Origin of the sequence: Methylomonas sp. MED-D (assembly GCF_050276835.1) — a bacterium.
Classification (GTDB): domain Bacteria; phylum Pseudomonadota; class Gammaproteobacteria; order Methylococcales; family Methylomonadaceae; genus Methylomonas; species Methylomonas koyamae_A.
On record NZ_CP189965.1, the window covers coordinates 636052 to 661175 of the forward strand.

Below are 25124 nucleotides of genomic sequence, written 5' to 3' on the forward strand. Positions count from 1 at the left end.
GTTAGCTGCCCCGCGGTTTAAACTGGTGGCGGCTTCGGCGTTTTTGTAACCAACGAACCAAGCCGGTGGCGTAGAGCAGCGCGCAAAGCGGCCCCGCCGCGAAAATTAACAAGCGGCCGGGCAAGCCGAAGGCTTCGCCGCTGTGCAGAGGATGCAGCCAACTCCAGAATAATTCGCCGCCGCTAAAATTCTCGGGGGCGTTCATCGCTAATACCTCGCCGCTATATTGATCGATCCAGACGTTGGTTTTCGGAAAGCGCCGGCCCGGCTCGCCGGGCTGGCGCAGATTGATGCGGTAGCTGCCGGCCGCGTCGTTTGGCGTTTCGATCCAGACCAGTGTCGCGTTCGGATAGCGCGCCATTCCCGCCGACACGGCGGTATCCACGTCGATGGTTTTGCCGCCGGATTGGCGGGAGCGCGGGTTGGGCGGGTCGTGCATCGGCGCAGCCTGCATCACCAACGGCTTCACGTATTCGGGGATCTCCAACGCGATGCCGGTGATCGCCAAAACCGCAAATACGAGCCATCCGTATACGCCGGCCAGCTTATGCAGATCGTAGATCAAGCGTTCGGAGCTCGCGCGTTTTTTCAAGGTCAATGCTGTTCGCCATTTGCCCGAATGCGGCCACCAGAGCACCAGGCCGCTGATTAGCGCGATCAGCAGTAAGCCGCCGATGACCGCCATCACCAGCTTGCCCGGCCGGTCCAGCAATAAGGCGTAATGTAAGTCGTACAGCCAGGTGGTCAGGCTGTCGCCCCAAAGATGGCGTCGCACGACCTGACCGGTATAGCGATCCACCGAGACCAGCAGCGGCGCGAACGACTTCCGTTCTGTTTCGATGGGTTTGTAATAGCGAGCGGTGACGGCGCGTAGCGGATTTTCGGGGTTTTCCAGTCGCCAGCCATGCGGCCGTTCCGGTTCGGCGCGGCGCAGAGTCTGGTAAGTGGCTTCCCAGCTTAGCGGCGGGTTGGCGCTGGGTTTGGCGAGCAGCTCCGGCGCCAGGATGGGGTCCAGTTCCTGGTAAAACACCAACACGCTGCCGGTAATGCCGGTCAGCGTTAGCAACAAACCTAGATTGAGTCCCAAGTAAAGATGCAGCGCCCGCCAGAATCGGCGGGTGCCGCCTGTGCGCGAAGCCATCAATAATCAAACTTGACGTTGACGGCACCGTAGAACGCAATGCCGTCGCCTGGCGAGAAGAACGGTTGGGCGGTGGCGCCGAAGCTTTCGTCGTACCAAACGTATTCCCGGCGAACGTCTGCCAGGTTCTTGGCCTGAAATTGCACTTCCACTTCCTTGGTCACCTGATAGCCCAAATCCAGGTTCAGCAAGGCGTATTCGCCGTATTTGCCGCGGACATTGGCCTGGTCTACGAAATAGTCTCCCTGGCCGCTGGTCCATAGCGACGAACGCAGTTGCGGCAGGATTTGGTAATCGATGCCGGCCGAAAACAAGTAATTCGGGGTATTGACCACCTGATTGCCTGCGACGTATTGCATCGCACTGGAAACAGCTGGCGGATTGGTGACTTTGGCTTCCTGCAACGAGTAGGCGGCCCAAACACCAACTTTGTCGGTCGGATAAACCTTGATCTCAATGTCCACGCCCTGCCGTTTGGTGGCGCCGATCATCGTCGAATCCACGCTGGCCAGATTGCGGCTGATTTCGTTGCTGGCGTCTTGCGCCCAATAAGCGACCCGGCCTTCGGCCCAATCCACTGGTTTTAGTTTTATGCCCACTTCCCAACCGTCGTTCAAAGAAGGGCCAATATTCTTTTGGCTGCTATTCAGAATGAATGTGGCTTGACCCAAACCTACCTGAAATGTGCGTCCCCAGTTTCCGTAAAGGCTATAGCCTTCGATGGGTGTAATCACCGCGCCGATTTTCGGCTGGGAAATAGTGCCGTAATCGTTCAATGGATAGGCGCCGTAGGTCGAGCCAGCGCGGTGATTGAAAAAGCTGCCGTCGATGATGTCGGCGCGGTAGCCCGGCGTCAGCTTTAACCATTTGAATGGCTTGATCACGGCCTGAATGTAGCCGCCATAATTCAAGAAGTCCCACTTCTCGTCATTACGCAAACCGTCGCTGTTGCGAACTCGGCTAGTGGTTATATAACGCAGGTATTTATTTTCTTGCTGTTGGAAGTCGAATCCGGTTTCCAATGAAAAGTCGTCCAGCCAACTGACGACCGGATGGTAGGTCAGCGAGGTCATCGCGCCGTATTGGATTTCGTCGCGGTCGCGTTCTTGCTGCTTTGCGTCTGGGCCGTAAGTCACGTAGCGCTGGTCGTCGAACAAGGTGCCGTAAACCTTGGACGACCAGAACAAGGTCGGGCTGAGGTTGACGTCCAAATGAGTGCTGACCTGGCCGACGGTGCGTTTGCCGCCGTCGGTGGCATTTCGGGCGAAGGTTTGGGTTTGGTTGAGCAACTGTTCCTGATAAGTCATGTAGCCCGGTTCTTGAGCGCCGGCTTCGCTCCAGCGGGCGATCAGACCTATTTTGTATTTTTGATCGTCCGGCGTGTAAAACCATTTGCCGGAAAAACTGTTTTTGTCGGTATCGCTGTGGTCGCGGTAGCCCTCGCTGGCGCGATAGGAAATCTGATAATTTTGCGAGAAGCCGTCCTTTTCGTAGCCAAGTCCGGATTGGATGTCGTGGGTATTGAAGCTGCCGTAACCGACCCGGCCCTTGACGTAGTTACCGCCGGTGGTGGTGTTCATGCTGATGTTGCCGGCGAAGGAGTGCAGGCCGTAGCGGGCGTCGTTGGTGCCCCGGACCACTTCAATCGACTCGATGTCCAGCGGAAACAATGAATCGACGAAATAGGTGTCGCCGCTATTGGTGTTGCTCGGAATACCGTCGATCAAAAGCTTGACTGCGTTGACCCGGCCTTCGCCGTTAAAACCGCGAAACGACATTTTTCCGGTCGTGATGCCTTGGCCGAATTGAGTGACCTGCACGCCTGGCATGCGGTGGAACAAGTCGTAGGCCGTCAACACGTTTTGATCGGCAATTTTGTCGGCGTACATGATGTCCACCGAGGTGGCAATGTCCTTGCTGGTCAATTTGCCGTTTTGTTCGTTGTCGCTCACCGTGACCGCGCCGAGTTCGAAAATCGAATCGTCGTTGACCGCTTTCGGTTTGGGTGGTGGGGCTTTTTTGATGGCGATCATGCTGTCGCCGACCGTTTCGTATTGCAAGCCGTTTTTCGACAATACTTTCTCCAAGGCTTGGCCGATCGTGAATTGGCCGCGCAGAGCCTCGGCGCTCAGGCCTTGCACGACCGCGTCGGCATAAATCAGCTTGGTGCCGGTGGATTTGGCTAATTGTTCCAGCGTCGCGGCCAAGGCTTGCGGCGGCAGGTCGAAACGGCTGGCGCCATTGTCGGCTAGCGTCTCGAAACTGGCCGCCAACGCCAATGCCAGCAACGGTAAGGTCCGGCGCGCTTGGGCCGGCGCCCATAGTCCTATCTTCATGTTGATCTCCTGGTTTCGTGGATTGCGGCAAGATCGTGTTTGCCTTAATACCTAATAACGATCCGGAACCGACGAACTGGACAATTATTTTTGCAGAGCCATGTTTGAACAGCTCTAGCGAAGCGCTTGTGCCGGAAAAATCCAGTCTGGCAAAGGGTTTAGCGCGGATGCAGTACGATGGTCTGTTTTTGCTGTTGTACCCGAACCGGCAGGATTTTTTCGAGCGCCAGCAAAAACGGTTTTAAATCGTCGGTATCGAAGCGGCCGCTGACGGTCTGGCGCGCCAGTTCGGGGGCGGCCAACACGAAATGCACCGGATGGTAGCGTTCCAACTCCGCCGTCACATCGGCGAGCGGGGTATGGTCGAACCAAAGCTGGCCGTCCGTCCAGGCGAGAGATCGTTCGCGGGTGGCGGGCTGGATTGGCAACCAGCGGCCGTTGGCGTCGATTTGCCGGCTGAAACCGGCGCGCAAGTTCTGGCCGATCCAGCTGGATTCCTTGCGCAGTTCCACTTCGCCTTCCAGAACTGCTACCGCCGTTCCCGCCGCGCTACGCCGGACGTTGAATACGGTACCTATGTCGCTGATTCGAATCCCGCCGACGGCAACGCCGAACGGTTGCCAAGTGCGATGCGCGATGTCGAACAGCGCCTCGCCCTGCTGCAGCTCGACTTCCCGGCGTAGCCAGGACATTCTGACGCCGAGGCGAGTCGCGGTATTCAGCTGTATGCTCGATCCGTCGCCGAGGACGACGGTGCGGCGTTCGCCGATGCCGGTTTGGTAGGTCTCCTGAGGAGCGCTGGCGTGTTGCCACCAGGCGCCGCCTAGCAATCCGCAGGCGAGCAGCGCGCTGAACAGTGCGGAGGTTTTGCGCCAGGAGCGGCGGCCGGCGGCGCGAGCGTCGTTCAGGCCGGGGACATCCCGGCCTTTCAGCGTGTCGATGTCGCCCCAGAGTTGTTCGATTTCGAAATACGCTTGGCTGTGGGCGGGGTTTTCAGTCAACCAGTCTTCGAACTGTTGGCGCAGTAGATCGGTGCAATGTTCCGATTGCAATTCCACGAACCAAGTCGCCGCTTGCTTCAGCAGATTTTGTTGTTCGGCGGAGGTAGTCATAGCGGGCCTCAACCGGTTTCTAGCAAGGCCCGGTGGCAGTGCAACATGGCCTTGACCAATTGACGCTGGACCGTCTTTTCCGAAATCCCCAGTTGCTCGGCGATGTCGTGGTAGCTGAGTTCATCGAATTTGCGCAGCAGAAAAATGTGGCGGCATTGGCCGGGCAGTCCGGCGATGGCTTGCAGCAAGCGTTGGCACTGTTGACCAAGCATAGCAGATTCGTCCGGTTGCTTGGCAGGGCAGGGGACGGTTTCGTCAATGATGGTCTCGCGCATTTCCCGGCGGCGATTCTGACGGACAAAGTCTATCGCGAGGCGCTCGGCTGTGCGAAATAGATAGCCGGTCAAGTTTTCGTCATGGCTGAGCTCGTGTTTGCGCAGCAAGCGTAAATAGGTTTCTTGACTGAGATCCTGAGCAGTATCCGGGCAATTAACCCGCTGTAGCAAATAGGCGACCACGGTGTCTCGGTGGTCGCGAAACAATTCGACGATTTGCTGCTGGTGTAACGTGATGGCGGTCATGGGCTGCCTCCGCGGCAAACTTGGCGGATAAAACCCTAGAAATCCGCAATCAATATGCCAGTTTCCTGTTAAGGCTTGTCGTTTCTGGATCGAAGTCTTTTTGGGGAAGAGCCGGAGTGGCGTCGGCGCGGAAAAACTGCGGCAAATGACCTAGCGGGGTGTGGGAAATGCCGTATTTTGCCGGCGGCCGCGATTCGGTCGGCATCTATAGGGGCGATCGCTTCCGCTGCCCTAATCCTTCGCTTTCCGCTATGATGCCGCCACCATTGACAAGCAGCGGGGGCAACCATGGACTTAGCGAGAGCACTGGGGTTGGGAGCGGTCGAGCCGGACGAAACGGCGGCCAGGCAGCAACTACATCTCTATATCAACCTGAAATTGGCTTCTTGCGGGCAGCCGATCTGTGTCGACGCCGCCTCGGTGCGTTTCATGGACACCGCTCAGGACTTGCTGAATAGCTACTTGGAGAAGAGTCGGCTGTTGGCCAGTTCGTCGTTGTACCCGGCCGACCGGCGGATTCAGGACTTCCTCGATCGCTATTGCGCAGACTTGAATTTGCCGGCGATGCCGAGCTTGCCCACGATGACCTTCGAACTGGATCGCCACGGCGTCGCTCGCGAGTTGTCGCTGCCGATCGGCGAGGACGAATTCCGCTCGGAAATCGTGTCCAGTTTTCGGGTCAAGCAAGGGGTTTTGCACAATCCGGCCAGCGATCGTCGTACCACTAAAGGCTCCTTTCACATCGCGGATGGCGGCCTGCCGGTGCCGGGCGACAAGAAGCAAGTCCCAAAATTGACGTTTGCGCTGATGTTGGCGGAAGCGCTGAAACCACCGGCCGACATGTTGACGTTGCCGTTTACCGCCAAGCAGGCCAGACCGGCGCGGATGTTCGCATCGCTGCTGTTGCGGCCGGTCGTATGTCCGGAGATTCCCGGCGTGTCGGCCGAAAAAACGATGGAGATTCGCTTCTTCGCGCCCGGCAATTTGGTCAGCAATCTGGATTTCGTCGAAAGCATTTTCGGCAACGGCGGCAATCCGGCCTTGCCTGAGTGCGACGCGGGGCTGGACGTGGACCATTGGAGCGGTCACAGCGGTTGCGTGATATTGGCGCCGCATCTGGCCAAACTGACCAAGCAGCAAGTCGGTTTGCCGAATTGGGAAGCGGCGACCGATCGGCAGCGCGCCGACGGCATGTGCTGGCAAACCCCCGACGAACTCTACAACGACGGTCAGGCCTTCAAGCTAACCGCCCGCGACCGCTCCGGCGTTATCGTTACCTTGTTGGCCGACAACTATTACGGTTATTGCAAGAAGGAAGTCAAAACCCAGATCAGCTATGCCGCCAACCTCTACGGGTTGGCCGAGGAAGAACACGCCGGCGGCGCACTAGCGTTTCGCCGCTTCAATCACGGCGACGAATTCGGCATCGGCAGTCTGACGCGTGAGCCGGGTTACGACTTCGACGACATGGCTTACCGCTACGGCGCCATCATGGACATCCGGCCGGAAGGCTACGCGATCGACCGGCAGTACCCGGACATCGTCTACGTGCCGCAAGATTTGCGGATGAACTTGAGCACTCAGAAAATCAGTTGGGTACGCAACGGCCAAAGTCACGGTATCCGCTTGCAGCCCGGCAAGATTTATATTCAGCCTAACGGCTATAAAATCGAGATGTGCAAACATCCCGGCGCGCCGTCCTGGCGCTTGGTCGGCACCGTCGCCGAAGGCACGTTCTGCCACAAACCGTGCACCGTGTCTGGCGGCGGCAAGTCGGAAATCTCTAAGTCCATCGAAGATGCGGTAATCTACGGTCCGCTATTCGTCGACGACTTGCAGAACGACCTGGATCGGGTCCAAGCGATCTTCGACAGGGATTACCGGAGCGGGCGCTTTCTGCCCGGTCACGAGCATGAAGATCGCGATCCGGCCAGACCAATACTCAGCGACGAACGCAGTCTCGGGTCTGTCATCAAATTGCTGACCCCGTCGCCTTATTACACGCCGGAGTTCAACGCTTGGTTGAAGTCGATTCCGCCCAGTATTTTCGCGTTGGTATTCTTGATTAAACGCTTTTATCGCAGTGAATGGGAAAGCCGCTGGCGCGACCATTTGTCGGTGGACGTGATCGACGGCGCGCCGGGCCACGAGTTGAAACTGGATCAGCGCAAAATCGTAGCCACCTATTTGCGGGTCGGTTTCGATCAGGAGGGCGGCTGGCGCACCTTCAAGGTCCGTCAGGATTACATCGCCGCCGAGAAAGTGCAGATGGAAGACGACATCACCGCCTCGGTGGTGGTGCCCGCCGACCGGATCAAGGCTTGGTTGCCGCTGACCGACTACCCGCATAGCATCAAATTGGTCAGCAACTGCGAATATCGGCTGTTTCAACGGCCCGACGACGCGATCATTCCCGGCTACGACAAGCAAACCGAGGCCAATATGGCCGCGCCGGGCAATTTCATCGCCAACTTCGAACCGCTCGATCGCGCCAAGCTGGCGGCGGTCGTCGAGGATGTGACGACGTTCTCGCGTTTCACGCCGGCGATGCGGACTCTGTTGAACCAAGCCTACCGCGACGCCAACGGTTTCGTTGTGTCGTCGGCGCATCCGCGCTTGGTCGACGGCAAACCGTCCAAGAACCCGCGCTATCTGGAAACTCGCGCCGACATCGTCAACCCGATTCGCAAATACATCGCCGAAATCGGCGCCCGCCTGCACCGCAAGATTCCGTTGTCGGAGCCGTTATGCCATCCAGTCGACGCGGTATTGACCGGGCGGCGCAACAATCCGCCGGAACCCGGCATTCGCCCTCTGGCGGTTTACAACCCGATTCATTATCAGGAATTGCCGGAATTGTTCATGGACTTTATCTGTTCGTTGACCGGCAAGTCGCCCTCCATGACCGGCGCCGGTAGCGAAGGCGCTTTGACCAAGGGACCGTTTAACGCGTTGCGTCCGACAGCCGATCTGAACAATGCCTTGGTATCGTTCATCCTGACCGACTATCCGGGCTTTTCCAGTTCGGCCGGTTTCATCGGGCCGGATACCCGAGTCGATCACGACATCAGCCTGTTGATCCCGGAAATCTGGGCGCGCTTGCCGCCGCGCGAGCGCCGGCCGGACTATCTGATCCAGCATGGCTACCTGGAAGCGGTGCGGGATTTCGAATACCAAGGGCGCAAGGTGTTGGCCAGCCGTTTGGGTTATCGGATTACCAGTCACTTCGTGCATGGCTTGATGGGCAAGATTTTCGATAATCCTTACGCGGTGTTCACCGACGAGATTTTGCAACCCGAACGGCAGAGTCTGGCGGTGTTTGTGGAAGGGGTTAACAATATCGTCGATACCCAGCAGCGGGTGGCCCGGCAGTATTTCGAGGATGGCAGCATTCAAGACGCTTGCCCGCCTCTGTTCGCCTTGCTGCATATCATGGCCGACGGATATTACCAGGGGATGGACGCCAGTCATCCGCAAATCCGAGCCATGTTTGGCCGCGAGGCTTTGTTGGCTTCCGATTGGTACCGCGAGCGGCTGAGTATTAAACAACAGCGAGACATTGCACTTTGGCAGGGTCATGTCGATTATTTGCAAACCTTTTTGAACGCCAGCGGACACCAGGCGCCGGCGGCGGAATTGAATTTGGTCGAGCGCTTGCAACGGGCGAAGACCCGCTTGCTGGCGGTGTCGGCGGAGGATTATCCGCAAACGCTGGTCGGCACGCTGGGTGCCGATCCGCTTGGACCTTATGCTGCGGGCTAGGCTTAAGGCCCGCCGGTTTCCAGGTAGCCGCGGAGTTCCGCCAGGTTCAACGGCGTGCTGAAGTGAAAGCCTTGCGCCAGATCGCAATCTAGCGCGCCTAGCATAGCGGTTTGCCGCTCGTTTTCGACGCCCTCGGCGACCACCTGCAAATGGATGCCGTGCGCCAAACCGACGATGGAACGGACGATACAGGCGTCGCCGGTTTCCGCGTGGAGGTCGTCGATGAAGGACTTATCGATTTTCAGCGTGTCGATCGGCAGCTGACGCAAATTATTCAGCGACGAGAAACCGGTGCCGAAGTCGTCGATGCTCAGGCGCATGCCGCGGCTTTTCATCGCCCGCATTTGCGCGATCGCCGCGTCCAAATTGTCCATCAACATGTTTTCGGTCATTTCGAATGCCAGGCGGCTGGCCGGGAAACCGGTTTCCGCCAGTATCGCGTCGATGCGATTCATCAGGTCGGGTTGCTTGAACTGGCGTGACGACAGATTGAACGCCAGCGTCAAGCCGGCCGCGGCCGGCAAGGTTAGAATGTCGCGGCAGGCGGTACGCAATACCCAAGTGCCGATCTCGACGATCAGGCCGCTGTCTTCGGCGATGGGAATGAATTCGTCCGGTTGAACCTCGCCGATGTCCGGGTGCCAGCGCAACAACACTTCGACCCCGACCGGCGCGCCGCCGGGCAAGGCTACTAGCGGCAGATAGCGCAATTCGAATTCGCCCCGGGCCAGCGCCTGATGCAAATGCTGCTCCAGCGTCACGCGCCGCAAGGACAGGGCGTTGGCCGACGCGTCGTAGAATTCGAATTTATTGCGGCCGCGCTGTTTGGCCTGGTAGAGCGCGTCGTCGGCGTGTTTGATCAAGGTTTCGCTGTTTTCCCCGTCGGCCGGATACACCCCGATGCCCAGACTGGTACCGATAAACAATTGGTGGTCGTCGATAAAAAATGCTTGGTTGACTTGCTCGATCACCCGCCGAGCGATTTCGCCGGCATCGGTGGCGGTGCGCAGATTTAGTCCGATGATCGCGAATTCGTCACCGCCCAGGCGGGCCACGGTTTCGTGCTCGCGCAAGCAAGCGGTGACGCGCTTGCCGACTTCGATCAACAGTTTGTCGCCGACCAGATGCCCCAGCGTGTCGTTGATATTCTTAAATCGGTCCAAATCCATGTAGAGCAACGCGAACTCGGTGCGATGCCGGCGCGCCTGACTAATAGATTGCGCCAGCCGTTCGTTGAACAGGGCGCGGTTGGGCAAGTCCGTCAGCGGGTCGAAATAAGCTAGATGCTTGATGATTTCTTCCGAATCCTTGCGGTCGCTAATGTCGTGGATGATGGAGACAAAGTGGCTGATGGCGTTATCGTCGTCCAGAATCGGCGTGATCGACTCCAGACACCAGAATAAGTCGCCGTTTTTCTTGCGGTTCAGGAATTCGCCGTGCCAGTCCTGGCCGGCATTCAGGGTTTGCCACAATTCGTCGTAGATTTCGTTGGCGGTCAGATCGGATTTCAATAAATTGGCTTTGTGGCCGATCACTTCTTGTTCGGTAAATCCGGTGATCCGATAAAATGCCGGATTGCAGTATTCGACCTTGGCCTGGTGGTCGGTGATGATGACCATGCTGGAACTGTATTGCATCGCCAAAGACAGCTTGCGCAGTTCGCGTTCGGTCTTACGGTGATTGTCGATTTCCTTGGCCAGCGCAGCGTTGGCGGCCATCAGTTGGCTTTGGCTGGGTATCGCCAGAATTTTCGGGATCAGCGGCCAGATTAAGACCGCCGTGGTCAACGAAGCCGCGGCGGTAGCCAGTTTGACCAGTCCCGACGCCCAATAATCAGGTACCCAAACGTTCCAGATACTCAGCAAATGGGTGGTGCCGCATAGGAAGATAAACAGACCGAATAGCCAGTATACCCAGCCGAATTGTATGTCCTGGCGGCGCTTTAACACATACACCATCGCGAACGGAATGGAGTAGTAAGACAGCACGATCAGCGCGTCGGACACGGTATGCAACAACAGCAAGTCGCTTTGCCATAAGTAACATTGGCCGTGCGGCATGTAAGCCTGCATATCGAACAAATGGGGCTGTGATTCGTGCATGGCGCTCCCGAAAACAACGCTCCGGCAATCGGCCGCCGGACCGAAAAGGCGTTACTCCCGAAGCCGGGATGACGCGCGAATTTAGCGCAAAATCCCTTGCAATAAAACAGTTTTGTAGCAGTGCGGGTTTCAGGCCGGCGGCAGCCGGCCCGTTATGTCGTGTCTGGGCTTTGACTCCGTGCCGCGCGTTGCCGACAAAGCCAGCGCGCGGCGGGACGGTTCCTACTGTTGATGTTTGCGTTTGCCCTTGGTTTTGGTTTTCGGAAATTCCTGGGCGATCAACGAACGCGCCAGTTTACGCAGTCCGTTGGACGAGACTTCCAGGCCGAGCGGCGAGCCTATCGATTCCAGTTCGTACATCAGGTCGGTCGCGGCCACCAGCGTCACGTAGCGCAAGTTCTCGCCGCCCGGCAGTTGCGTGGACGCCAAGCGCAGCAGCGGTGCCAGTTTGTCCCACGAGCTGTTGAAAAATTTCCGTACCGGATCGTTTTCCGCCACGTATTCGCCGGTCAGACCTTGTTCGAACGCGCTGCCGGCCTTTTCCAAAACCTCGCGCATCGTGGCCTTGGCCGATTCGTCGGCGGCGGTCAGTTTGGTGCGTTCGATGGCTTGCTCGACCGAGCCTTGCCAGTTTTGCCAGAGTTGCCGCCATTGCGCGAGTTCGGTTTCGGTCAATACCGGCGACGACTTGATCCCGTCGCTTTTCCGGTCGTTGGCCGTGTAGCCGACACCTAGCAACAAGCCCTTGGCGTCGGCCTTGGCTTGGTTGAAACGTAGACTGTTGACCGCGTCGTGCCAGTCTTCGCTGTGCTCCGCCGAGATAAACGGCAGCAGCGATTTGGCGATGTCCGGGCGAGCCCGGTTCAGGTCGATTTTTAGTGAGGCCAGTTTCGGTTCGGCGGCTTTTTTAATCAGCGACAGCAATTGGTCGATGTTCAGCGCTTGACCGTTGCCGTCGTAGGCCTGGGTGCGAGTGACCGGAAACGACAGCACGTTACCGGTCGAATCCAGCGTGGGCTGTTGAAAGGTTTGCAGAATGCCGGACCATTCGACGATGGTCATGCATTTGTTGCCGAGCGCGGTGCCGATCTTGGCCTGCACGTGGTTTTCGATTTTGACCAAGCCGTCCTCGCCGCCGATTTGCGGCTGGGACAAATCCAAAAAACTGCATTGCTTGCCGTCCTTCCAGACGCGTGCGGTTTCGCCGGCGCCGGTGTAAAGCTGGTTGACCAGTACGCTTCTGATCAGGCCGTATTCCATCGGCACCGGTACGTTGATCTCGCGAGCCTGGGCGGCTTGCGCCGTCAGCAGCAGGCCGCCGGTGAATAACAGGGTACGCAGGGTTGACATGATTTACTCCGTAACGTTGTCTTGCGCGGTTGGGTTGAGTTCGGAAATGCCCCGGTAGGCCGACGAAATCGGATAACGCCGATCCCGGCCGAAGGCGCGAGGGGTAATGCGGATGCCGGGCGGCGATTGCCGGCGTTTGTATTCGTTGCGATCGACCAGCGAAATCGCGCGTTCGACCGCCTCGCGCGGATAGCCTAGCTCGACGATGTCGGCGGCCGATTGATCCCGCTCGATGTACAGCGCCAAGATCGGGTCGAGTACGGAATAGGGCGGCAGCGAATCTTCGTCTTTCTGGTCCGGCGCCAATTCCGCCGACGGCGGCCGGCTAATCACCCGTTCCGGAATCACCGGCGTCAGCGTGTTGCGGTATTCGGCCAGTTGGTAAACCAATAATTTAGAGACATCCTTGAGCGGCGCGAAGCCGCCGGCCATGTCGCCGTAGAGCGTGGCATAGCCTACGCTCATTTCGCTTTTATTGCCGGTGGTCAACAACAGTTTGCCTTGTTTGTTGGACAGCGCCATCAGCAAAACGCCTCGGCAGCGGGCTTGGATGTTTTCCTCGGTGGTGTCGGTCTTGGAACCGGCAAACAGCGGCGCCAGCATGGCGTTGAACGCGGAGACGGCCGGTTCGATCGGGATCACGTGATGCCTGACGCCGAGCGCCTTGGCTTCCAGCTCGGCATCTTCGTTGCTGATGTCTTGGGTATAACGCGACGGCATCAGGACGCATTCGACCCTATCCGCGCCCAACGCGTCCACCGCCAATGCCAGAACCAGTGCCGAGTCTATGCCGCCCGATAGCCCTAGGATCGCACCTTGGAAGCCGTTCTTGCGCACGTAATCCCGAATGCCGAGCACCAGTGCCTTGTATTCGCTGACCACCGGCTGGTAGAGAGCGACGATGCCGGTTTTGGCCGGCCGCGAGCCGTTGAACTCGACGAGATCGAGTTGCTCCTCGAATTCGGCGGCGCGATAGACAATCTCGCCATCGCGATCGGCGACGAAGGAGGCGCCGTCGAAGACCAATTCGTCCTGGCCGCCGATTTGATTAACATAGACCAACGGAATGCCCGCCGCGCGAACTTGGCTGCAAATGATGGTTTCGCGTTGCTGCATCTTGCCGGCGTGGAACGGCGAAGCATTCAGGGTCAGGATGATGTCGGCGCCGGCGTCGCGATTGGCGGCGATGATGCCGTCGCGCCAGATGTCCTCGCAAATGGTCAGCGCCAGTTTCGTGGTCTTGACTTCGAAAAGACAGGTTTGCCGGCCAGCCTCGAAATAGCGTTGCTCGTCGAAGACGCCGTAGTTAGGCAGGGCGAGTTTGTGGTATTCGGCGACGATCGCGCCATCCCGCAACGCGGCGGCGGCGTTGTAGAGCGTCTCGCCTTGCCGGCTCGGGTAGCCGATTACGGCGGTAATGCCCTGGATGTCTCGCAGCAGCCGGGTCAGACCGCGTTCGGTCTGGGCCAAAAAATCGCCGCGCAACAGCAAGTCCTCCGGCGGGTAGCCGGTCACGCACAGCTCCGGGAAAACGATTACATCGGCGTGTTGGTGTTTGGCTTGCTCGACGGCGGACAGGATTTTTTCGACGTTGCCGGAAATGTCGGCGACCGTGAAATTCAGTTGAGCCAGGGCGATGGTTAGAGTCATCGATTACCGGGCGATACAGCCGCGCATTGCCGCGCCGATGTCCGACGGCGAGCTGACCATGGTCACGCCGGCCGCCTGCATCGCCGCGATCTTGCCTTTCGCGGTGCCCGCGCCGCCGGTGATGATGGCGCCGGCGTGGCCCATGCGTTTGCCGGGCGGCGCGGTTTGGCCGGCGATATAACCGACCACCGGTTTGGTGACGTGGGCCTTGATGAATTCCGCCGCTTGTTCTTCGTCGCTACCGCCGATCTCGCCGACCATGACGATGCCCTCGGTTTGCGGGTCGTCTTGAAAGCGGCTTAATACGTCGATGAAGTTCATGCCGTGGATCGGGTCGCCGCCGATGCCGACGCAGGTGCTTTGGCCGAGGCCTTCGCGGGTGGTTTGGTGGACGGCCTCGTAAGTCAGGGTGCCGGAGCGAGAGACGATGCCGATCTTGCCGGGCTGATGAATATGGCCGGGCATGATGCCGATCTTGCATTGGCCGGGTGTGATCACGCCGGGGCAGTTCGGGCCGACCAGCAAGGATTGCGTGCCTTGCATCGCCGCCTTGACTTTCAGCATTTGCAACACCGGGATACCTTCGGTGATGCAGACGATCAATGCTATGCCGGCGTCGACCGCTTCCAGGATCGCGTCGGCCGCGAAAAACGGCGGCACGTAAATCATCGTCGCACTGGCGCCGGTGGCCTTGACGGCTTGCTGGACCGTGTCGAATACCGGCAAATTCAGATGGCTGGAGCCGCCCCGGCCCGGCGTGACGCCGCCGACCAGTTGGGTGCCGTAGGCTAGCGCCTGTTCGGAGTGGAAAGTACCTTGTTTACCGGTGAAGCCCTGGCAGATGACTTTGGTGTGTTTGGCTATCAGAATAGACATTAGGCCACCTCTTGAGCCAGTTTCACCGCCAATTCGGCGGCTTGATTCAAATCCTCGGCGGGCGTCAGTCCCAGGCCGGAGTTTTTCAGCATGGCCAAGCCCTGCTCGACGTTGGTGCCCTCCAGGCGGACCACGACTGGAATCGTCAGATGCATGTCCTCGACCGCCGCCAGAATGCCGGCCGCGATCACGTCGCATTTGACGATGCCGCCGAAGATATTGACCAGCACGGCTTTGACGGTGCCGTCGGACAGGATCAGCTTGAAGGCTTCCTTGACCTTGTCCTTGTTGGTACCGCCGCCGACGTCCAGGAAATTGGCCGGCGCGCCGCCTTTGAGTTTGACCATGTCCATGGTTGCCATCGCCAGGCCGGCGCCGTTGACCATGCAACCGATATTGCCGCCCAAGGTGATGTAATTCAGATCGAATTGCTTGGCCTCTGCTTCCTTGGGGTCTTCCTGGCTGGCGTCGCGCAGCGCGGCGATGTCGGGATGCAAGGCCAGGGCGTTGTCGTCGAAATTGATTTTGCCGTCCAGCGCCAGCAGTTTGCCGTCTTCGGTTTCTATCAGCGGATTGATTTCGATCTGGCTGCAATCCTTGCTTAGGAACAGTTCGTACATGCCGTTCAGGATGGCCGGCAATTGCACCTGTTGCTCTTTGCCCAAGCCGAGCGCCGCGCCGATTTGCCGGCCCTGATAGGCTTGCAGGCCGGCGGCGGGGTGCACCGGAATACGGACGATCTTCTCGGGCGTTTCGGCGGCGACGGCTTCGATGTCCATGCCGCCGGCCGCCGAGGCGACAAACAACAGGCGCTCGCTTTCCCGATCCAGCAAGAGGCTCAAATAAAATTCGTTTTTGATCGCGGATGCCTCTTCGACCCAGACGCAGTTGACCGGCAGTCCGAAGGCGTCGGTTTGATGAGTGACCAAGCGTTTTCCCAGCATTTCGGCGGCGTGCTCGGCGACTTCGCGGGCATCGCGGGCCAGCTTGACGCCGCCGGCCTTGCCGCGCGCGCCGGCATGGATTTGCGCCTTGACGACCCAGGCATCGCCGCCCAATTGTTCGGCGACCTTGGCGGCGTTCGCGGCGCACTCCGCGATATCGCCTTTCGGCACCGGTACACCGTACACGGTAAACAGTTGTTTCGCCTGGTATTCGTGGATATTCATGTCCCGCTCCGATTCACGTTGATTGCCGCCGTCACTATAAGACTAGCCGCCGGGCAGGTCCTCCGCCGACTTAATGCTATGATGAAAGCCATCTTCATTCTAACTGAAACCCGCTGACAGAGACGGCATGCCTCCCGGTCAAACCCATACCTATTACCCTTGTCCGTTTTCCCGAGGTTACGGCATACCCGAGCGGCAAGCATGGCTGATGCTGAAGATATTCGCCATCTATCGCTTCATGGCCGGCAGTTTGTTCGTGATGCTGTTTTATTTACGGTTCGGCGCATCGACGCTGGGCACCTACGACAACACATTGTACCAGTTCGCTAGTCTCGGATACCTTGCGATTTCCGTGGTTGCCGCGCCGATCACGCTCAGGCATCGCTTCGGTTACGCGATGCTGGCGCAGATGTTTATCTTCACCGATATTGTCTTTATCACGTTGATGATGCATGCCAGCGGCGGCATCGCCAGCGGCATCGGCATGTTGTTGGCGATTTCGATCGCCGCCGGCGGGCTATTGATCGGCGGCCGTTGCGCGATCTTGTTCGCGGCGCTGGCTAGTCTGGCGGTGTTGGCCGAGCAGGTTTACGCGATTCAGACGCGCAGTTTCGAGCCGGTGACGCTGACCTATTCCGGCATGCTGGGCATTTCGTTTTTCTCGATTGCGTTCCTCTCGGTGATTCTGGCTCAGCGCGCCGAGCAGTCGGCGATTCTGGCGCAACAGCAAGCACAGACTATCGCTCGCTTGGAAGGCTTGAATCGCTACATTATTCAGCATTTGCAATCCGGAATTTTGATCGTGGATGGTGAGCGAATGCTGCAATTAGCCAATCAGTCGGCGCTGCGGTTATTGGATCTGGCGGATATTCCGCCGACATTGGCGGACTTGGCGGCTCCCTTGCAAGAAGCCTTCGGCTTATGGCGCGACAACCCCGAGCAGGATTTTGCCATCTTGCATTTGTCCGGCGACAGGGAAATTCAGGTACGGTTTTCCGTGTTATCGATGGACGGCGAGGCTTTGTATCTGTTGATCATCGAGGATATCGCTTTGTATAACCAACGCTTGCAGCAAAGCAAGCTGGCTTCGCTGGGTCGCTTGACCGCCAGCATCGCCCACGAGATTCGCAACCCGCTTAGCGCAATCAGCCACGCAGGACAGTTGTTGTCCGAGGCGCCAGGCTTGCCCGCCCAGGAAGTGCGGTTAACCGAGATCATTCAGAACCACTGTCAACGGGTGAACTGTATTATCGAGGATATTTTGAAGTTGTCCCGCCGCCACTTCAGCCATAAGCAAAAAATCAATCTGGACGCTTGGTTGACGGCTTATTTCAGCGAGCAGAAATTCGATTTGGGCGGACGCGCAGATGCGTTCGCGCTGGCGTTTGTCAGGACGGGCTTGACGGCTTGCATCGACGACGGCCATTTGAAACAAATTCTGGATAATTTGTGCGCCAACGCACTGCAGTACGGCAGGCCGGAAGCGGGGAAAATCCGGGTTGTGGTCGATCTGGTCGACGAACAGCCGACGATCAAAGTGATCGACAACGGTCCCGGCATCGGCGGTGAACATCTGACGCATTTGTTCGAGCCGTTTTTCACGACCTCGCACAAAGGCACCGGGTTAGGTTTGTACATTTCCAAAGCGCTCGCGGAACTGAATCAGGCCGATCTCGGCTACGTTCAGGATGGCGGAAAATCCTGCTTCGTGCTGGCGCTGGCTAACGCGGAAAACACGGTGATAGAAATATGAGCCCACCCGTCACGCTGGTTGTCGACGACGAGCCCGACATTCGGGAATTGCTGGAAATCACGCTGAACCGAATGGACATTCAAACCCGCTGCGCGGCTGATTTGGCCGGGGCCAAGCAATTGCTGGCCAATCAACGTTTCGATCTGTGTTTGACCGATATGAAATTACCGGACGGCGACGGTTTGGAACTGGTCGACCACATCCAAGCCTGCGGTCTGCCGTTGCCGGTGGCGGTGATTACCGCGCACGGCAATATGGATATCGCCATCAAGGCCATGAAAAAAGGGGCTTTCGACTTCCTATCCAAGCCGGTCGATTTGGCGGTGTTGCGGCAGCTGGTCAACCATGCGTTGCAAGCCTCGCAAGGGCGGGCGGCCGAAAAAGAGCGCCGCACTCGCGATGTGTTGTTGGGCGATTCGGTACCGATGCGGGCGATACGCTCGAAAATCGAGAAGGTGGCGCGCAATCAGGCGCCGGTCTACATCAGCGGTGAGTCCGGTTCCGGCAAGGAATTGGTGGCGCGCTTGATTCATCAGCAAAGCCCGCGCGGCGCGCAGCCCTTTGTCGCGATCAATTGCGGCGCGATTCCGCTGGAGTTAATGGAAAGCGAGTTCTTCGGTCATAAAAAAGGCAGCTTTACCGGCGCGGTCAGCGACAAGCAAGGTTTGTTTCAGGCTGCCGAAGGCGGCACGCTGTTTCTCGACGAAGTCGCCGATTTGCCGTTGCCGTTGCAAGTCAAATTGTTGCGAGCCATCCAGGAAAAGAAGGTCCGGCCGGTTGGCGAGCAACGCGAAGTCCCGGTTGACGTGCGCTTGCTGAGTGCCACGCATAAGGACTTGGCGAAAATGGTCCAGGAAGGGGCGTTTCGGCAGGATTTGTATTACCGGATCAATGTCATCGAACTGAATTTGCCGCCGCTGCGGGCCAGGGAAGTCGATATTCCGCAATTGACCCGCCACTTACTGACCAAGTTAGCCGCCGCCAACGGCACGGCAATTCCCGATCTGAGCGATGCGGCTTGGCGAGCGCTAAAGGGGTACTGCTTTCCAGGCAATGTGCGGGAATTGGAAAACATTCTCGAGCGAGCGTTGGCCTTGCACGAGGGCAATCTGATCGATGTTGACGATTTGAATTTGCCGTTGGGGCTGGAGGCTGCCGCGGCCGAGGATTTCGACGCGCAAAAGATGTCGCTCGAAAGCTATTTGGAGGGCATCGAAAAGAAAGCGCTGAGCAGTGCGTTGGAAGAAAATCGTTGGAATAAAACCGCGACCGCCAAGCAACTGGGCTTGACCTTCCGTTCGTTGCGGTATCGGCTGAAAAAGCTGGGACTGGAGTGATTGCGGCAGCCGGATCGGCTGCCGAGAAGCGGGTTGCGTTAGCGGTACTTGTCCATGGCGGCCAGTTGCTGTAGCGCGGCCTGGATTTTGGTTGTCGCGGCTTCGTCCAGTTCGTTGTTTTTATAGACTTTGTCGAGCAAGCCTTCCTCAACCAGCGCATCCTTGATCCAGCGCTTGGCAAAGGCATAGTTGCCGGAAATTTTCGCGACTTCGCCTGTTTTCGGATTTTTGACGCTGTCGGCAGTGGCGGTCGGTGCGGCGGCTTGGGCTGGCGCGGCCGGCTTGGCGGCGGTTTTGCGGGTGGAAGGACGGGGTGTCGCGGGTTTTGCGGCGGGGGCTGGCGGCGGGGGTGTCGGTTCGGCTTGACTGGCCGTGGGTTCCGGCGCCGGCGTTATCGCCGCTTCCGGTTTGGCGGCGCTCGGCTTGGGATTTTTATCGCCCATGACCACAAAGACGACGTAAGCGACAAATATCGTGGTCGCGATGAATAACAGTTCGGCCATAACCCTTCCCCTTTGTAAATATTATTTTTTGGTTTAAGAACAATGTGATGACAATTGTAGACGCCGGCCGCGAATATACCAGAGGCGGGCGAAGCGGTAAATACGGGCGATTTTCCCGGCGGGTAACTCGGCTTATTTCACCGGCGTTTGATTGGTGTGGCCGTTCAGCAAAATCGCGATCGACACTTTATGGCTATCCAGAAGATTGATGTCGGGCTTGCCGAAGGCGTAGCCCTGGCCGAAATTGACGCCGATTTCCTTGAGCTTGAGCGCGGTGCTGGCCGATTCGACGAATTCCGCGATGGTTTTTTTGCCCAATTTGGCGGCGATTTCGACCATGGATTTCACCAAAATCTGATCGGTTTCGTTTTCCAGAAGGTTTCGGATGAACTGGCCGTCGATTTTGACGTAATCGACCGGAAAGGTTTTCAGGTAATTGAACGAACAAAAGCCGGCGCCGAAATCGTCGAGCGCGAACTTGCAACCCAGCGCTCGAATTTTGTTGATCATGTGGCGGGTTTTTTCGAAATTGTCGACGGCGGCGGTTTCGGTAATCTCGAAGGTCAGGCGGCCGGCTTCCACCCAGGTCAATTCCAGCTTGTCCCGTATCGTCGGCAGCAGATCGGGATACTGGAAGGCGGTACTGGACAGATTGATCGCCAGCGACACGTAAGACATGTAAGACGGCATCGCCGCCAAAAAATCGATCGCGTGTTCGACGACCCATAGGTCGATCGCGTGGATCAAGCCGGTGCGCTCGGCGACCGGGATGAACTGATCCGGCGTGATCACTTCGTTGTTTTCGCCGCGCATGCGCAGCAACACCTCGTAGTGGGAGATATTGCCGTCGCATAACTGAACGACCGGTTGAAAAACCAGAAACAGGTTGTTTTCGCGCAAGGCCTTGCGAATCAGCGGTACCCAATAGATGTCGCGGCGGCGTTCCTTGACCGAAATATCTTCGCTGTTGTAAAGGCATACCTTGTCCCGTCCGCTGTTTTTAGCATAGTTGCAGGCCTGACGGGCGTGCAGAATCATCTCGCCGGGATGCACGGCGGCCACTGAATTATCGAGTGCGGCGATGCCGATCGAAACCGATGCGCTATAACAAACTTCGCCGGTAAAAAAACGGAAATTGTCGACCGCGTTCTTGATCGTCTCGGCGAACACTCTGGCTTGTTTTTGGGTTTTGTTTTCCAGGAACAGACAGAATTCGTCGGCGCCGATGCGGGCGAACAAACTGCCCGGCGGCGCCATTTTCCGGACCAGTATGGTCAATTCGACCAACAGACGGTCGCCGACTTCGAAACCCTCCAGCTCGTTGATCAAGCTAAAGCGATCGACGTCGATAAACAGCAGGGCGCCGTCTTTCTGCAGTTTATTGCTGCGGTTCAGGATTAAACGCAGTTGCCGTTCGAAACTGCTCCGGTTAAACAAACCGGTCAATTCGTCGTGGGCGACCAAAAACTTCAATTTGGCGTCGATGATGCTTTTGGCGGCCAGTTCGTTGATCAATTGTTCTTCCTGCTTGAAGCGCAGTAAACGCTCCTGATGCAGGCTAAGCAGAAAGCGGACCGCCAGCAACAATTCCTGGGTGTTGAATGGATTGTTGATTTTGTACACCAGGCAGTTTTCGTACTCCTGAGGGCATGGCGACGCACTGCAGTCGGGGTTTTCGTCGTCCAGGATCACGACCGGTATCACCGACGCTTCGTTGGCATTGGCCAAGCTGTGACAGAGATCCGCGGTTTTACAGGCCGGCAATTTGGCGTTCAGCACGATCAGGCCGACGGCTTGCGGCTGGTCGTGGAAGGGTTTGAGAATCTGGTAAATTTGTTCGCCGTTGCTGGCCGAACGGAGGTTTCCGAAGCCTTTGGCCTTGAGGGTGGCGGCGATTTTTTGGGCGGAAACCTCGTCATGCTCGGCAATGATGATAAGTTTTTCCTTGAGCGCGTCACTGGCAATCATCTGTCCATACCGTCCAGGTATTGAAAAAATCTTGAACCATCATAAACCATAGCGTGCGCAGGAATCCAGCAGGGTGAGGATTGAAAAATTATATAAATGGTCTAGGTTTAAACTGAGTGCTTAAAGTCATTTCTATAAAGCTGCGGTTTAGTATAGGTTAAATTTTCATTCCAATAATCCAGATGCAACTTTCTTCGTCGTTGGGTTTAAGCGTTTCGGATTTACTTCGAGGCGACATTCAGTTGGTTTCGCCCCCCAATGTTTATTTTCTGCTTAAAAAAATCATAGACGATCCGCAAAAATCGGCTAGCGATGCGGCCTTCGTTATCGAAGACGACGCGGCTCTGGCGTTGAAGGTTTTGAAGATCGTCAATAGCGCGTTTTACGGGTTTCCGTCGCAAGTCAGTTCGATCGCCAAGGCGATTTCGCTGATCGGCATGCGCGAATTGCAGAACTTGGTGTTGGCGATGGTGGTGGTTGAGAGGTTCTCGGAACTGCCGGGGCAATTGTTGTCGATGCACGACTATTGGGCGCGCAATTTACGTTGCGCGCTGCTGGCGAGAGCGCTCGACAAACTGCTGGGAAAGCGTTACGCCGATACCGCCTTCGTGTGCGGATTGGTCCACAACATCGGCCAACTGGTGTTCTACCGACGAATTCCGGTGCTGGCGCGGGAAGTCGATTTGTTGCTGCAGTCGCAAGCCCAACCGGAAAGCGACGACGAAGTGCGCATCGAGCAAAACGTCATTGGCTTCGATCATTTCCAAGTTGGCGCCGAGCTTTGCCGGCTTTGGAAGCTGCCCGAAGTCATCGTCGAAAGCGTCAGGCTGCATTGCTATCCGGACACACTGGCACCCTGCGCCGACATTGCCGCCATCGTCAGACTGGCGAATCTGCTGTGCCGAATCGAGAATCCCTACGATGCTTTTACTATCGACGCTCTGGGCTTGACGCCCGATCAGCTCAGTGTCGTGTTGGACGACATCAGCATGGAATTCGAAGGCATTTTTAAATTGTTCTATTCCTAAACCCGAAGCGGGCTATCCGAGGCCGCCGCCTACGGATTTTCCTTCGCCGAAGCCGGCGAGTTTCAGGTTGCAGCGTCGCTATGCCCGGCTTTTCGGTTTCGTTTGGCGGCTGAATCCGGTTATTATCGGGTTTTGGCCGATTTCGAGGGAAATCCATGATGGCTGCGTCAAACAAACTTCGCCGCGCTGGGTTTTGGTGCGCTTGCTTGCTGATGTTGCGGATGATACCCGCGCATGCCGCCGAAACCCGGCCGCCGGCCTGGCCGGAATTTGTCGAAGGCTTTATTGCCGGCTACTTTGAGCAGCAACCCACCTTCGCCGCCGAGGCCGGCCGCCACGAATTCGACGGTCGCTTGCCGGATTGGAGTCCGCAAGGTTTGCGCGATACCGAACGCTGGCTGGAAGCGCAGCGGATGTTGGCGCTGGCCTATCCGGACCAAGCCTTGACGCCGGCGCAACGTTTCGAGCGCGACTATTTGCTAGCGACCGTGGCCAAGGAATTGTTCTGGCGGCAAGTCGCGCGGCGGCCGTTCAAAAGCCCGCAGTTTTATGCCGGCGCCTTGGACCCGAATCTTTACATCAGCCGGCCTTATGCACCGTTGGCCGAGCGGATGCGGGCGTTCATTGCTTACGCCGGCAACGTGCCGCGCGCCGCTGCCCAAATCCGCGCCAATCTGGAATTGCCGCTGCCGCGCACCTACCTCGACATCGGCAAAACCGTATTCGGCGGCCTGGCCAAATTTTACGAAGCCGAGGCCAAGGCCGCGTTTGCCGATGTCGCCGATCCGGAATTGCAACGGGCGTTTGTAGAAAAAGTCGGTCCGGCGGCACAGGCGCTGCGCGAGTTGGTGGATTGGCTGGAGCAACAAAGGCCGACGGCGACCGACGCATTCGCGCTGGGGGCGGAAACCTTCAGCCGGATGCTGGCTGATACCGAAACCGTCGAGCTGCCGTTGCCGAAGCTGGAGCAAATGGGCCGCGCCGATTTGCAGCGCAATCTGAAAGCATTGGCGCAAGCCTGCCGCCGGTTCGCGCCGCAAGCGACGACGGCCGAGTGCGTGGCGCGGGCGGAGGCGCATAAGCCGGCGGCCGGTCCGGTCGCCGCCGCCGGCGAGCAACTCAAGCACTTGAAAGCCTTCGTCGCCGAGCGGCAATTGCTGACCATCCCCAGCGACGACGAAGCCCATGTCGCGCCGTCGCCGCCTTATGCGCGTTGGAATCTGGCTTACATCGACATTCCGGGACCCTACGAGCACGGCCTGCCGTCGGTGTATTACGTCGCGCCGCCCGATTCGGCCTGGAGCGCGGCCGAGCAGGCCGCCTATCTGCCCGGCCAAGCCAATTTGCTGTTCGTGTCGGCGCACGAGGTCTGGCCCGGCCATTTTCTGCAATTCCTGCACGCCCATCGGGCCGGCTCCAAATTCGGTCAACTATTCGGCAGCTATGCGTTTTCGGAAGGTTGGGCGCATTACGCCGAGGAATTGATGTGGGAAGCCGGCCTGAACGACGGCGATCCGGAAACCCACATTGGCCAGTTGGTCAACGCCTTGCTGCGCGACGTGCGCTTTCTGGCCGCGATCGGCTTGCATACCCAAGGCTGGAGCGTCGAGCAGGCCGAACAAATGTTCCGGGAACAAGCCTTCCGCGATCCCGGCAACGCCCGCCAGCAGGCCGCGCGCGGCACCTTCGATCCGGCCTATCTGAACTACACGCTGGGGAAATTGCTGATCCGGCAACTGCGCGACGACTGGAGCGCCCGGCGCGGCGGCCGTAAAGCCTGGCGGCAATTCCACGATACGTTTTTAAGCTACGGCTCGCCGCCGATTCCGTTGGTCGCGAAGGCGATGTTGGCCAGCGAAGGGCGTTAACTCGCATCGGAAATGCGGTACGTCCGGCGCGGATCGGCGGATGGCAGGCACTCCCATGCCGTAAAGTCGAGGATTAACCGTTGGTCCCGAGCGCGGCCGGAGGGCGAACTGGTAAACCGTCCATGGTTCGACAGACTCACCTCGAACGGTTTACGAGCTACCGCGAATGGTTCGACAGGCTCACCGCGAACGGTTTACAAGTTCACCAGCAACGGTCTACAGGCTTGCCGCGAGCGGTATTGAGGGCCGGTTTAATCGCCAATGGCTTTGCTCTCGCGACGGCTGTTTTTATAACAAAGTCGCCGGTCCAGCCGCCGGCGCACGGTTTCGGCGCGCTGCCGATCGCGGCGGAAGCCGTGCCTACGCCGATGCGTTTTATTCCGCGCGGTGAAAATCCCGTCCTGATCGTTAGGCTATGCCGGTAGGCGGTGGCGGGCCTCAAATTGTGTATCGGTTTCGCTGCACCGCGCGGGATTTTCGGCCGTTGCCACATTCCGCCGAGTCGTCGGCACGGTCGGGTGATTCGACTGTATCCGTCGCCCCCAACAGTGCCTGGACCTTTTTTGCGAGATCAACAAGGCGGTGGCTTCGGCCAAGGCTTTGTCCTTCCGGTTCTTGGAAGGATTCATTTTTTGATCTCAAATTTAA

The 25124-nt window shown here is 58.0% G+C and carries 16 protein-coding genes; 5 read left to right on the top strand and 11 right to left on the bottom strand.

Annotated elements, in window-relative coordinates:
* Window position 1: 1 nt before the first annotated feature.
* From ACQE3E_RS02835 to ACQE3E_RS02850, 4 genes are all read right to left on the bottom strand, one after another.
* Window positions 2-1141 carry a PepSY-associated TM helix domain-containing protein gene (locus ACQE3E_RS02835; RefSeq protein WP_313729153.1) on the bottom strand — a complete coding sequence of 380 codons (1140 nt, stop codon included), beginning with the start codon at window positions 1139-1141 and terminating at the stop codon, window positions 2-4.
* Window positions 1141-3477 (bottom strand): TonB-dependent receptor, encoded by a 2337-nt coding sequence (locus tag ACQE3E_RS02840; protein ID WP_313729152.1) that lies wholly within the window; start codon window positions 3475-3477, stop codon window positions 1141-1143. Before ACQE3E_RS02840 ends, ACQE3E_RS02835 begins: the two co-directional genes overlap by 1 nt.
* Before the next feature lie 158 nt (window positions 3478-3635).
* Entirely contained in the window at window positions 3636-4589 is a 954-nt protein-coding gene (locus tag ACQE3E_RS02845) for a FecR family protein (protein WP_313729151.1), read from the bottom strand.
* An 8-nt stretch (window positions 4590-4597) separates the two neighbouring features.
* Window positions 4598-5110 (bottom strand): RNA polymerase sigma factor, encoded by a 513-nt coding sequence (locus ACQE3E_RS02850; protein ID WP_313729149.1) that lies wholly within the window; start codon window positions 5108-5110, stop codon window positions 4598-4600.
* 288 nt (window positions 5111-5398) lie between these two features.
* Here ACQE3E_RS02850 and ACQE3E_RS02855 point away from each other — a divergent pair, with 288 nt between their 5' ends.
* Complete coding sequence (locus ACQE3E_RS02855; protein WP_427501205.1) at window positions 5399-8872, top strand: hypothetical protein; 3474 nt, start codon at window positions 5399-5401, stop codon at window positions 8870-8872.
* A gap of 2 nt (window positions 8873-8874) precedes the next feature.
* On the opposite strand, the gene ACQE3E_RS02860 is transcribed toward ACQE3E_RS02855, so the two are convergent.
* From ACQE3E_RS02860 to sucC, 5 genes are all read right to left on the bottom strand, one after another.
* Window positions 8875-10974: a putative bifunctional diguanylate cyclase/phosphodiesterase gene (locus tag ACQE3E_RS02860; RefSeq protein WP_427501206.1), complete on the bottom strand. Its 2100-nt coding sequence runs from the start codon at window positions 10972-10974 to the stop codon at window positions 8875-8877.
* 222 nt (window positions 10975-11196) lie between these two features.
* Window positions 11197-12324 (bottom strand): hypothetical protein, encoded by a 1128-nt coding sequence (locus ACQE3E_RS02865; protein WP_064031618.1) that lies wholly within the window; start codon window positions 12322-12324, stop codon window positions 11197-11199.
* 3 nt (window positions 12325-12327) lie between these two features.
* Window positions 12328-13974, bottom strand: a complete 1647-nt coding sequence (locus tag ACQE3E_RS02870) for an NAD+ synthase (protein WP_313729146.1) — start codon at window positions 13972-13974, stop codon at window positions 12328-12330.
* A gap of 3 nt (window positions 13975-13977) precedes the next feature.
* Window positions 13978-14850: a succinate--CoA ligase subunit alpha gene (sucD, locus tag ACQE3E_RS02875; RefSeq protein WP_313729145.1), complete on the bottom strand. Its 873-nt coding sequence runs from the start codon at window positions 14848-14850 to the stop codon at window positions 13978-13980.
* Window positions 14850-16019: an ADP-forming succinate--CoA ligase subunit beta gene (sucC, locus tag ACQE3E_RS02880; RefSeq protein WP_064031615.1), complete on the bottom strand. Its 1170-nt coding sequence runs from the start codon at window positions 16017-16019 to the stop codon at window positions 14850-14852. Before sucC ends, sucD begins: the two co-directional genes overlap by 1 nt.
* Window positions 16020-16146: 127 nt before the next feature.
* Between sucC and ACQE3E_RS02885 the strand changes: the two genes are divergently transcribed.
* Window positions 16147-17772 (top strand): sensor histidine kinase, encoded by a 1626-nt coding sequence (locus ACQE3E_RS02885; RefSeq protein WP_313729144.1) that lies wholly within the window; start codon window positions 16147-16149, stop codon window positions 17770-17772.
* Window positions 17769-19109, top strand: a complete 1341-nt coding sequence (locus tag ACQE3E_RS02890) for a sigma-54-dependent transcriptional regulator (RefSeq protein ID WP_313729143.1) — start codon at window positions 17769-17771, stop codon at window positions 19107-19109. The genes ACQE3E_RS02885 and ACQE3E_RS02890 overlap by 4 nt, the downstream gene beginning before the upstream one ends.
* Window positions 19110-19147: 38 nt before the next feature.
* Here the strand turns inward: ACQE3E_RS02890 and ACQE3E_RS02895 are convergent, their stop codons facing one another.
* Entirely contained in the window at window positions 19148-19612 is a 465-nt protein-coding gene (locus ACQE3E_RS02895; RefSeq protein ID WP_313729142.1) for a hypothetical protein, read from the bottom strand.
* A 132-nt stretch (window positions 19613-19744) separates the two neighbouring features.
* Complete coding sequence (locus ACQE3E_RS02900) at window positions 19745-21580, bottom strand: EAL domain-containing protein (RefSeq protein WP_313729141.1); 1836 nt, start codon at window positions 21578-21580, stop codon at window positions 19745-19747.
* A gap of 182 nt (window positions 21581-21762) precedes the next feature.
* Between ACQE3E_RS02900 and ACQE3E_RS02905 the strand changes: the two genes are divergently transcribed.
* Entirely contained in the window at window positions 21763-22608 is an 846-nt protein-coding gene (locus ACQE3E_RS02905; protein WP_168029954.1) for an HDOD domain-containing protein, read from the top strand.
* Between the two features lie 155 nt (window positions 22609-22763).
* Entirely contained in the window at window positions 22764-24476 is a 1713-nt protein-coding gene (locus ACQE3E_RS02910; RefSeq protein WP_427501207.1) for a DUF885 domain-containing protein, read from the top strand.
* The last annotated feature ends 648 nt before the right edge of the window (window positions 24477-25124 follow it).

What these genes read in the sequence shown, in the direction of transcription:
- ACQE3E_RS02835 (WP_313729153.1), bottom strand. Translation starts at nt 1,141, where the DNA reads ATGGCTTCGCGCACAGGCGGCACCCGCCGATTCTGGCGGGCGCTGCAT.
- ACQE3E_RS02840 (WP_313729152.1), bottom strand. Translation starts at nt 3,477, where the DNA reads ATGAAGATAGGACTATGGGCGCCGGCCCAAGCGCGCCGGACCTTACCG.
- ACQE3E_RS02845 (WP_313729151.1), bottom strand. Translation starts at nt 4,589, where the DNA reads ATGACTACCTCCGCCGAACAACAAAATCTGCTGAAGCAAGCGGCGACT.
- ACQE3E_RS02850 (WP_313729149.1), bottom strand. Translation starts at nt 5,110, where the DNA reads ATGACCGCCATCACGTTACACCAGCAGCAAATCGTCGAATTGTTTCGC.
- ACQE3E_RS02855 (WP_427501205.1), top strand. Translation starts at nt 5,399, where the DNA reads ATGGACTTAGCGAGAGCACTGGGGTTGGGAGCGGTCGAGCCGGACGAA.
- ACQE3E_RS02860 (WP_427501206.1), bottom strand. Translation starts at nt 10,974, where the DNA reads ATGCACGAATCACAGCCCCATTTGTTCGATATGCAGGCTTACATGCCG.
- ACQE3E_RS02865 (WP_064031618.1), bottom strand. Translation starts at nt 12,324, where the DNA reads ATGTCAACCCTGCGTACCCTGTTATTCACCGGCGGCCTGCTGCTGACG.
- ACQE3E_RS02870 (WP_313729146.1), bottom strand. Translation starts at nt 13,974, where the DNA reads ATGACTCTAACCATCGCCCTGGCTCAACTGAATTTCACGGTCGCCGAC.
- sucD (WP_313729145.1), bottom strand. Translation starts at nt 14,850, where the DNA reads ATGTCTATTCTGATAGCCAAACACACCAAAGTCATCTGCCAGGGCTTC.
- sucC (WP_064031615.1), bottom strand. Translation starts at nt 16,019, where the DNA reads ATGAATATCCACGAATACCAGGCGAAACAACTGTTTACCGTGTACGGT.
- ACQE3E_RS02885 (WP_313729144.1), top strand. Translation starts at nt 16,147, where the DNA reads ATGCCTCCCGGTCAAACCCATACCTATTACCCTTGTCCGTTTTCCCGA.
- ACQE3E_RS02890 (WP_313729143.1), top strand. Translation starts at nt 17,769, where the DNA reads ATGAGCCCACCCGTCACGCTGGTTGTCGACGACGAGCCCGACATTCGG.
- ACQE3E_RS02895 (WP_313729142.1), bottom strand. Translation starts at nt 19,612, where the DNA reads ATGGCCGAACTGTTATTCATCGCGACCACGATATTTGTCGCTTACGTC.
- ACQE3E_RS02900 (WP_313729141.1), bottom strand. Translation starts at nt 21,580, where the DNA reads ATGATTGCCAGTGACGCGCTCAAGGAAAAACTTATCATCATTGCCGAG.
- ACQE3E_RS02905 (WP_168029954.1), top strand. Translation starts at nt 21,763, where the DNA reads ATGCAACTTTCTTCGTCGTTGGGTTTAAGCGTTTCGGATTTACTTCGA.
- ACQE3E_RS02910 (WP_427501207.1), top strand. Translation starts at nt 22,764, where the DNA reads ATGATGGCTGCGTCAAACAAACTTCGCCGCGCTGGGTTTTGGTGCGCT.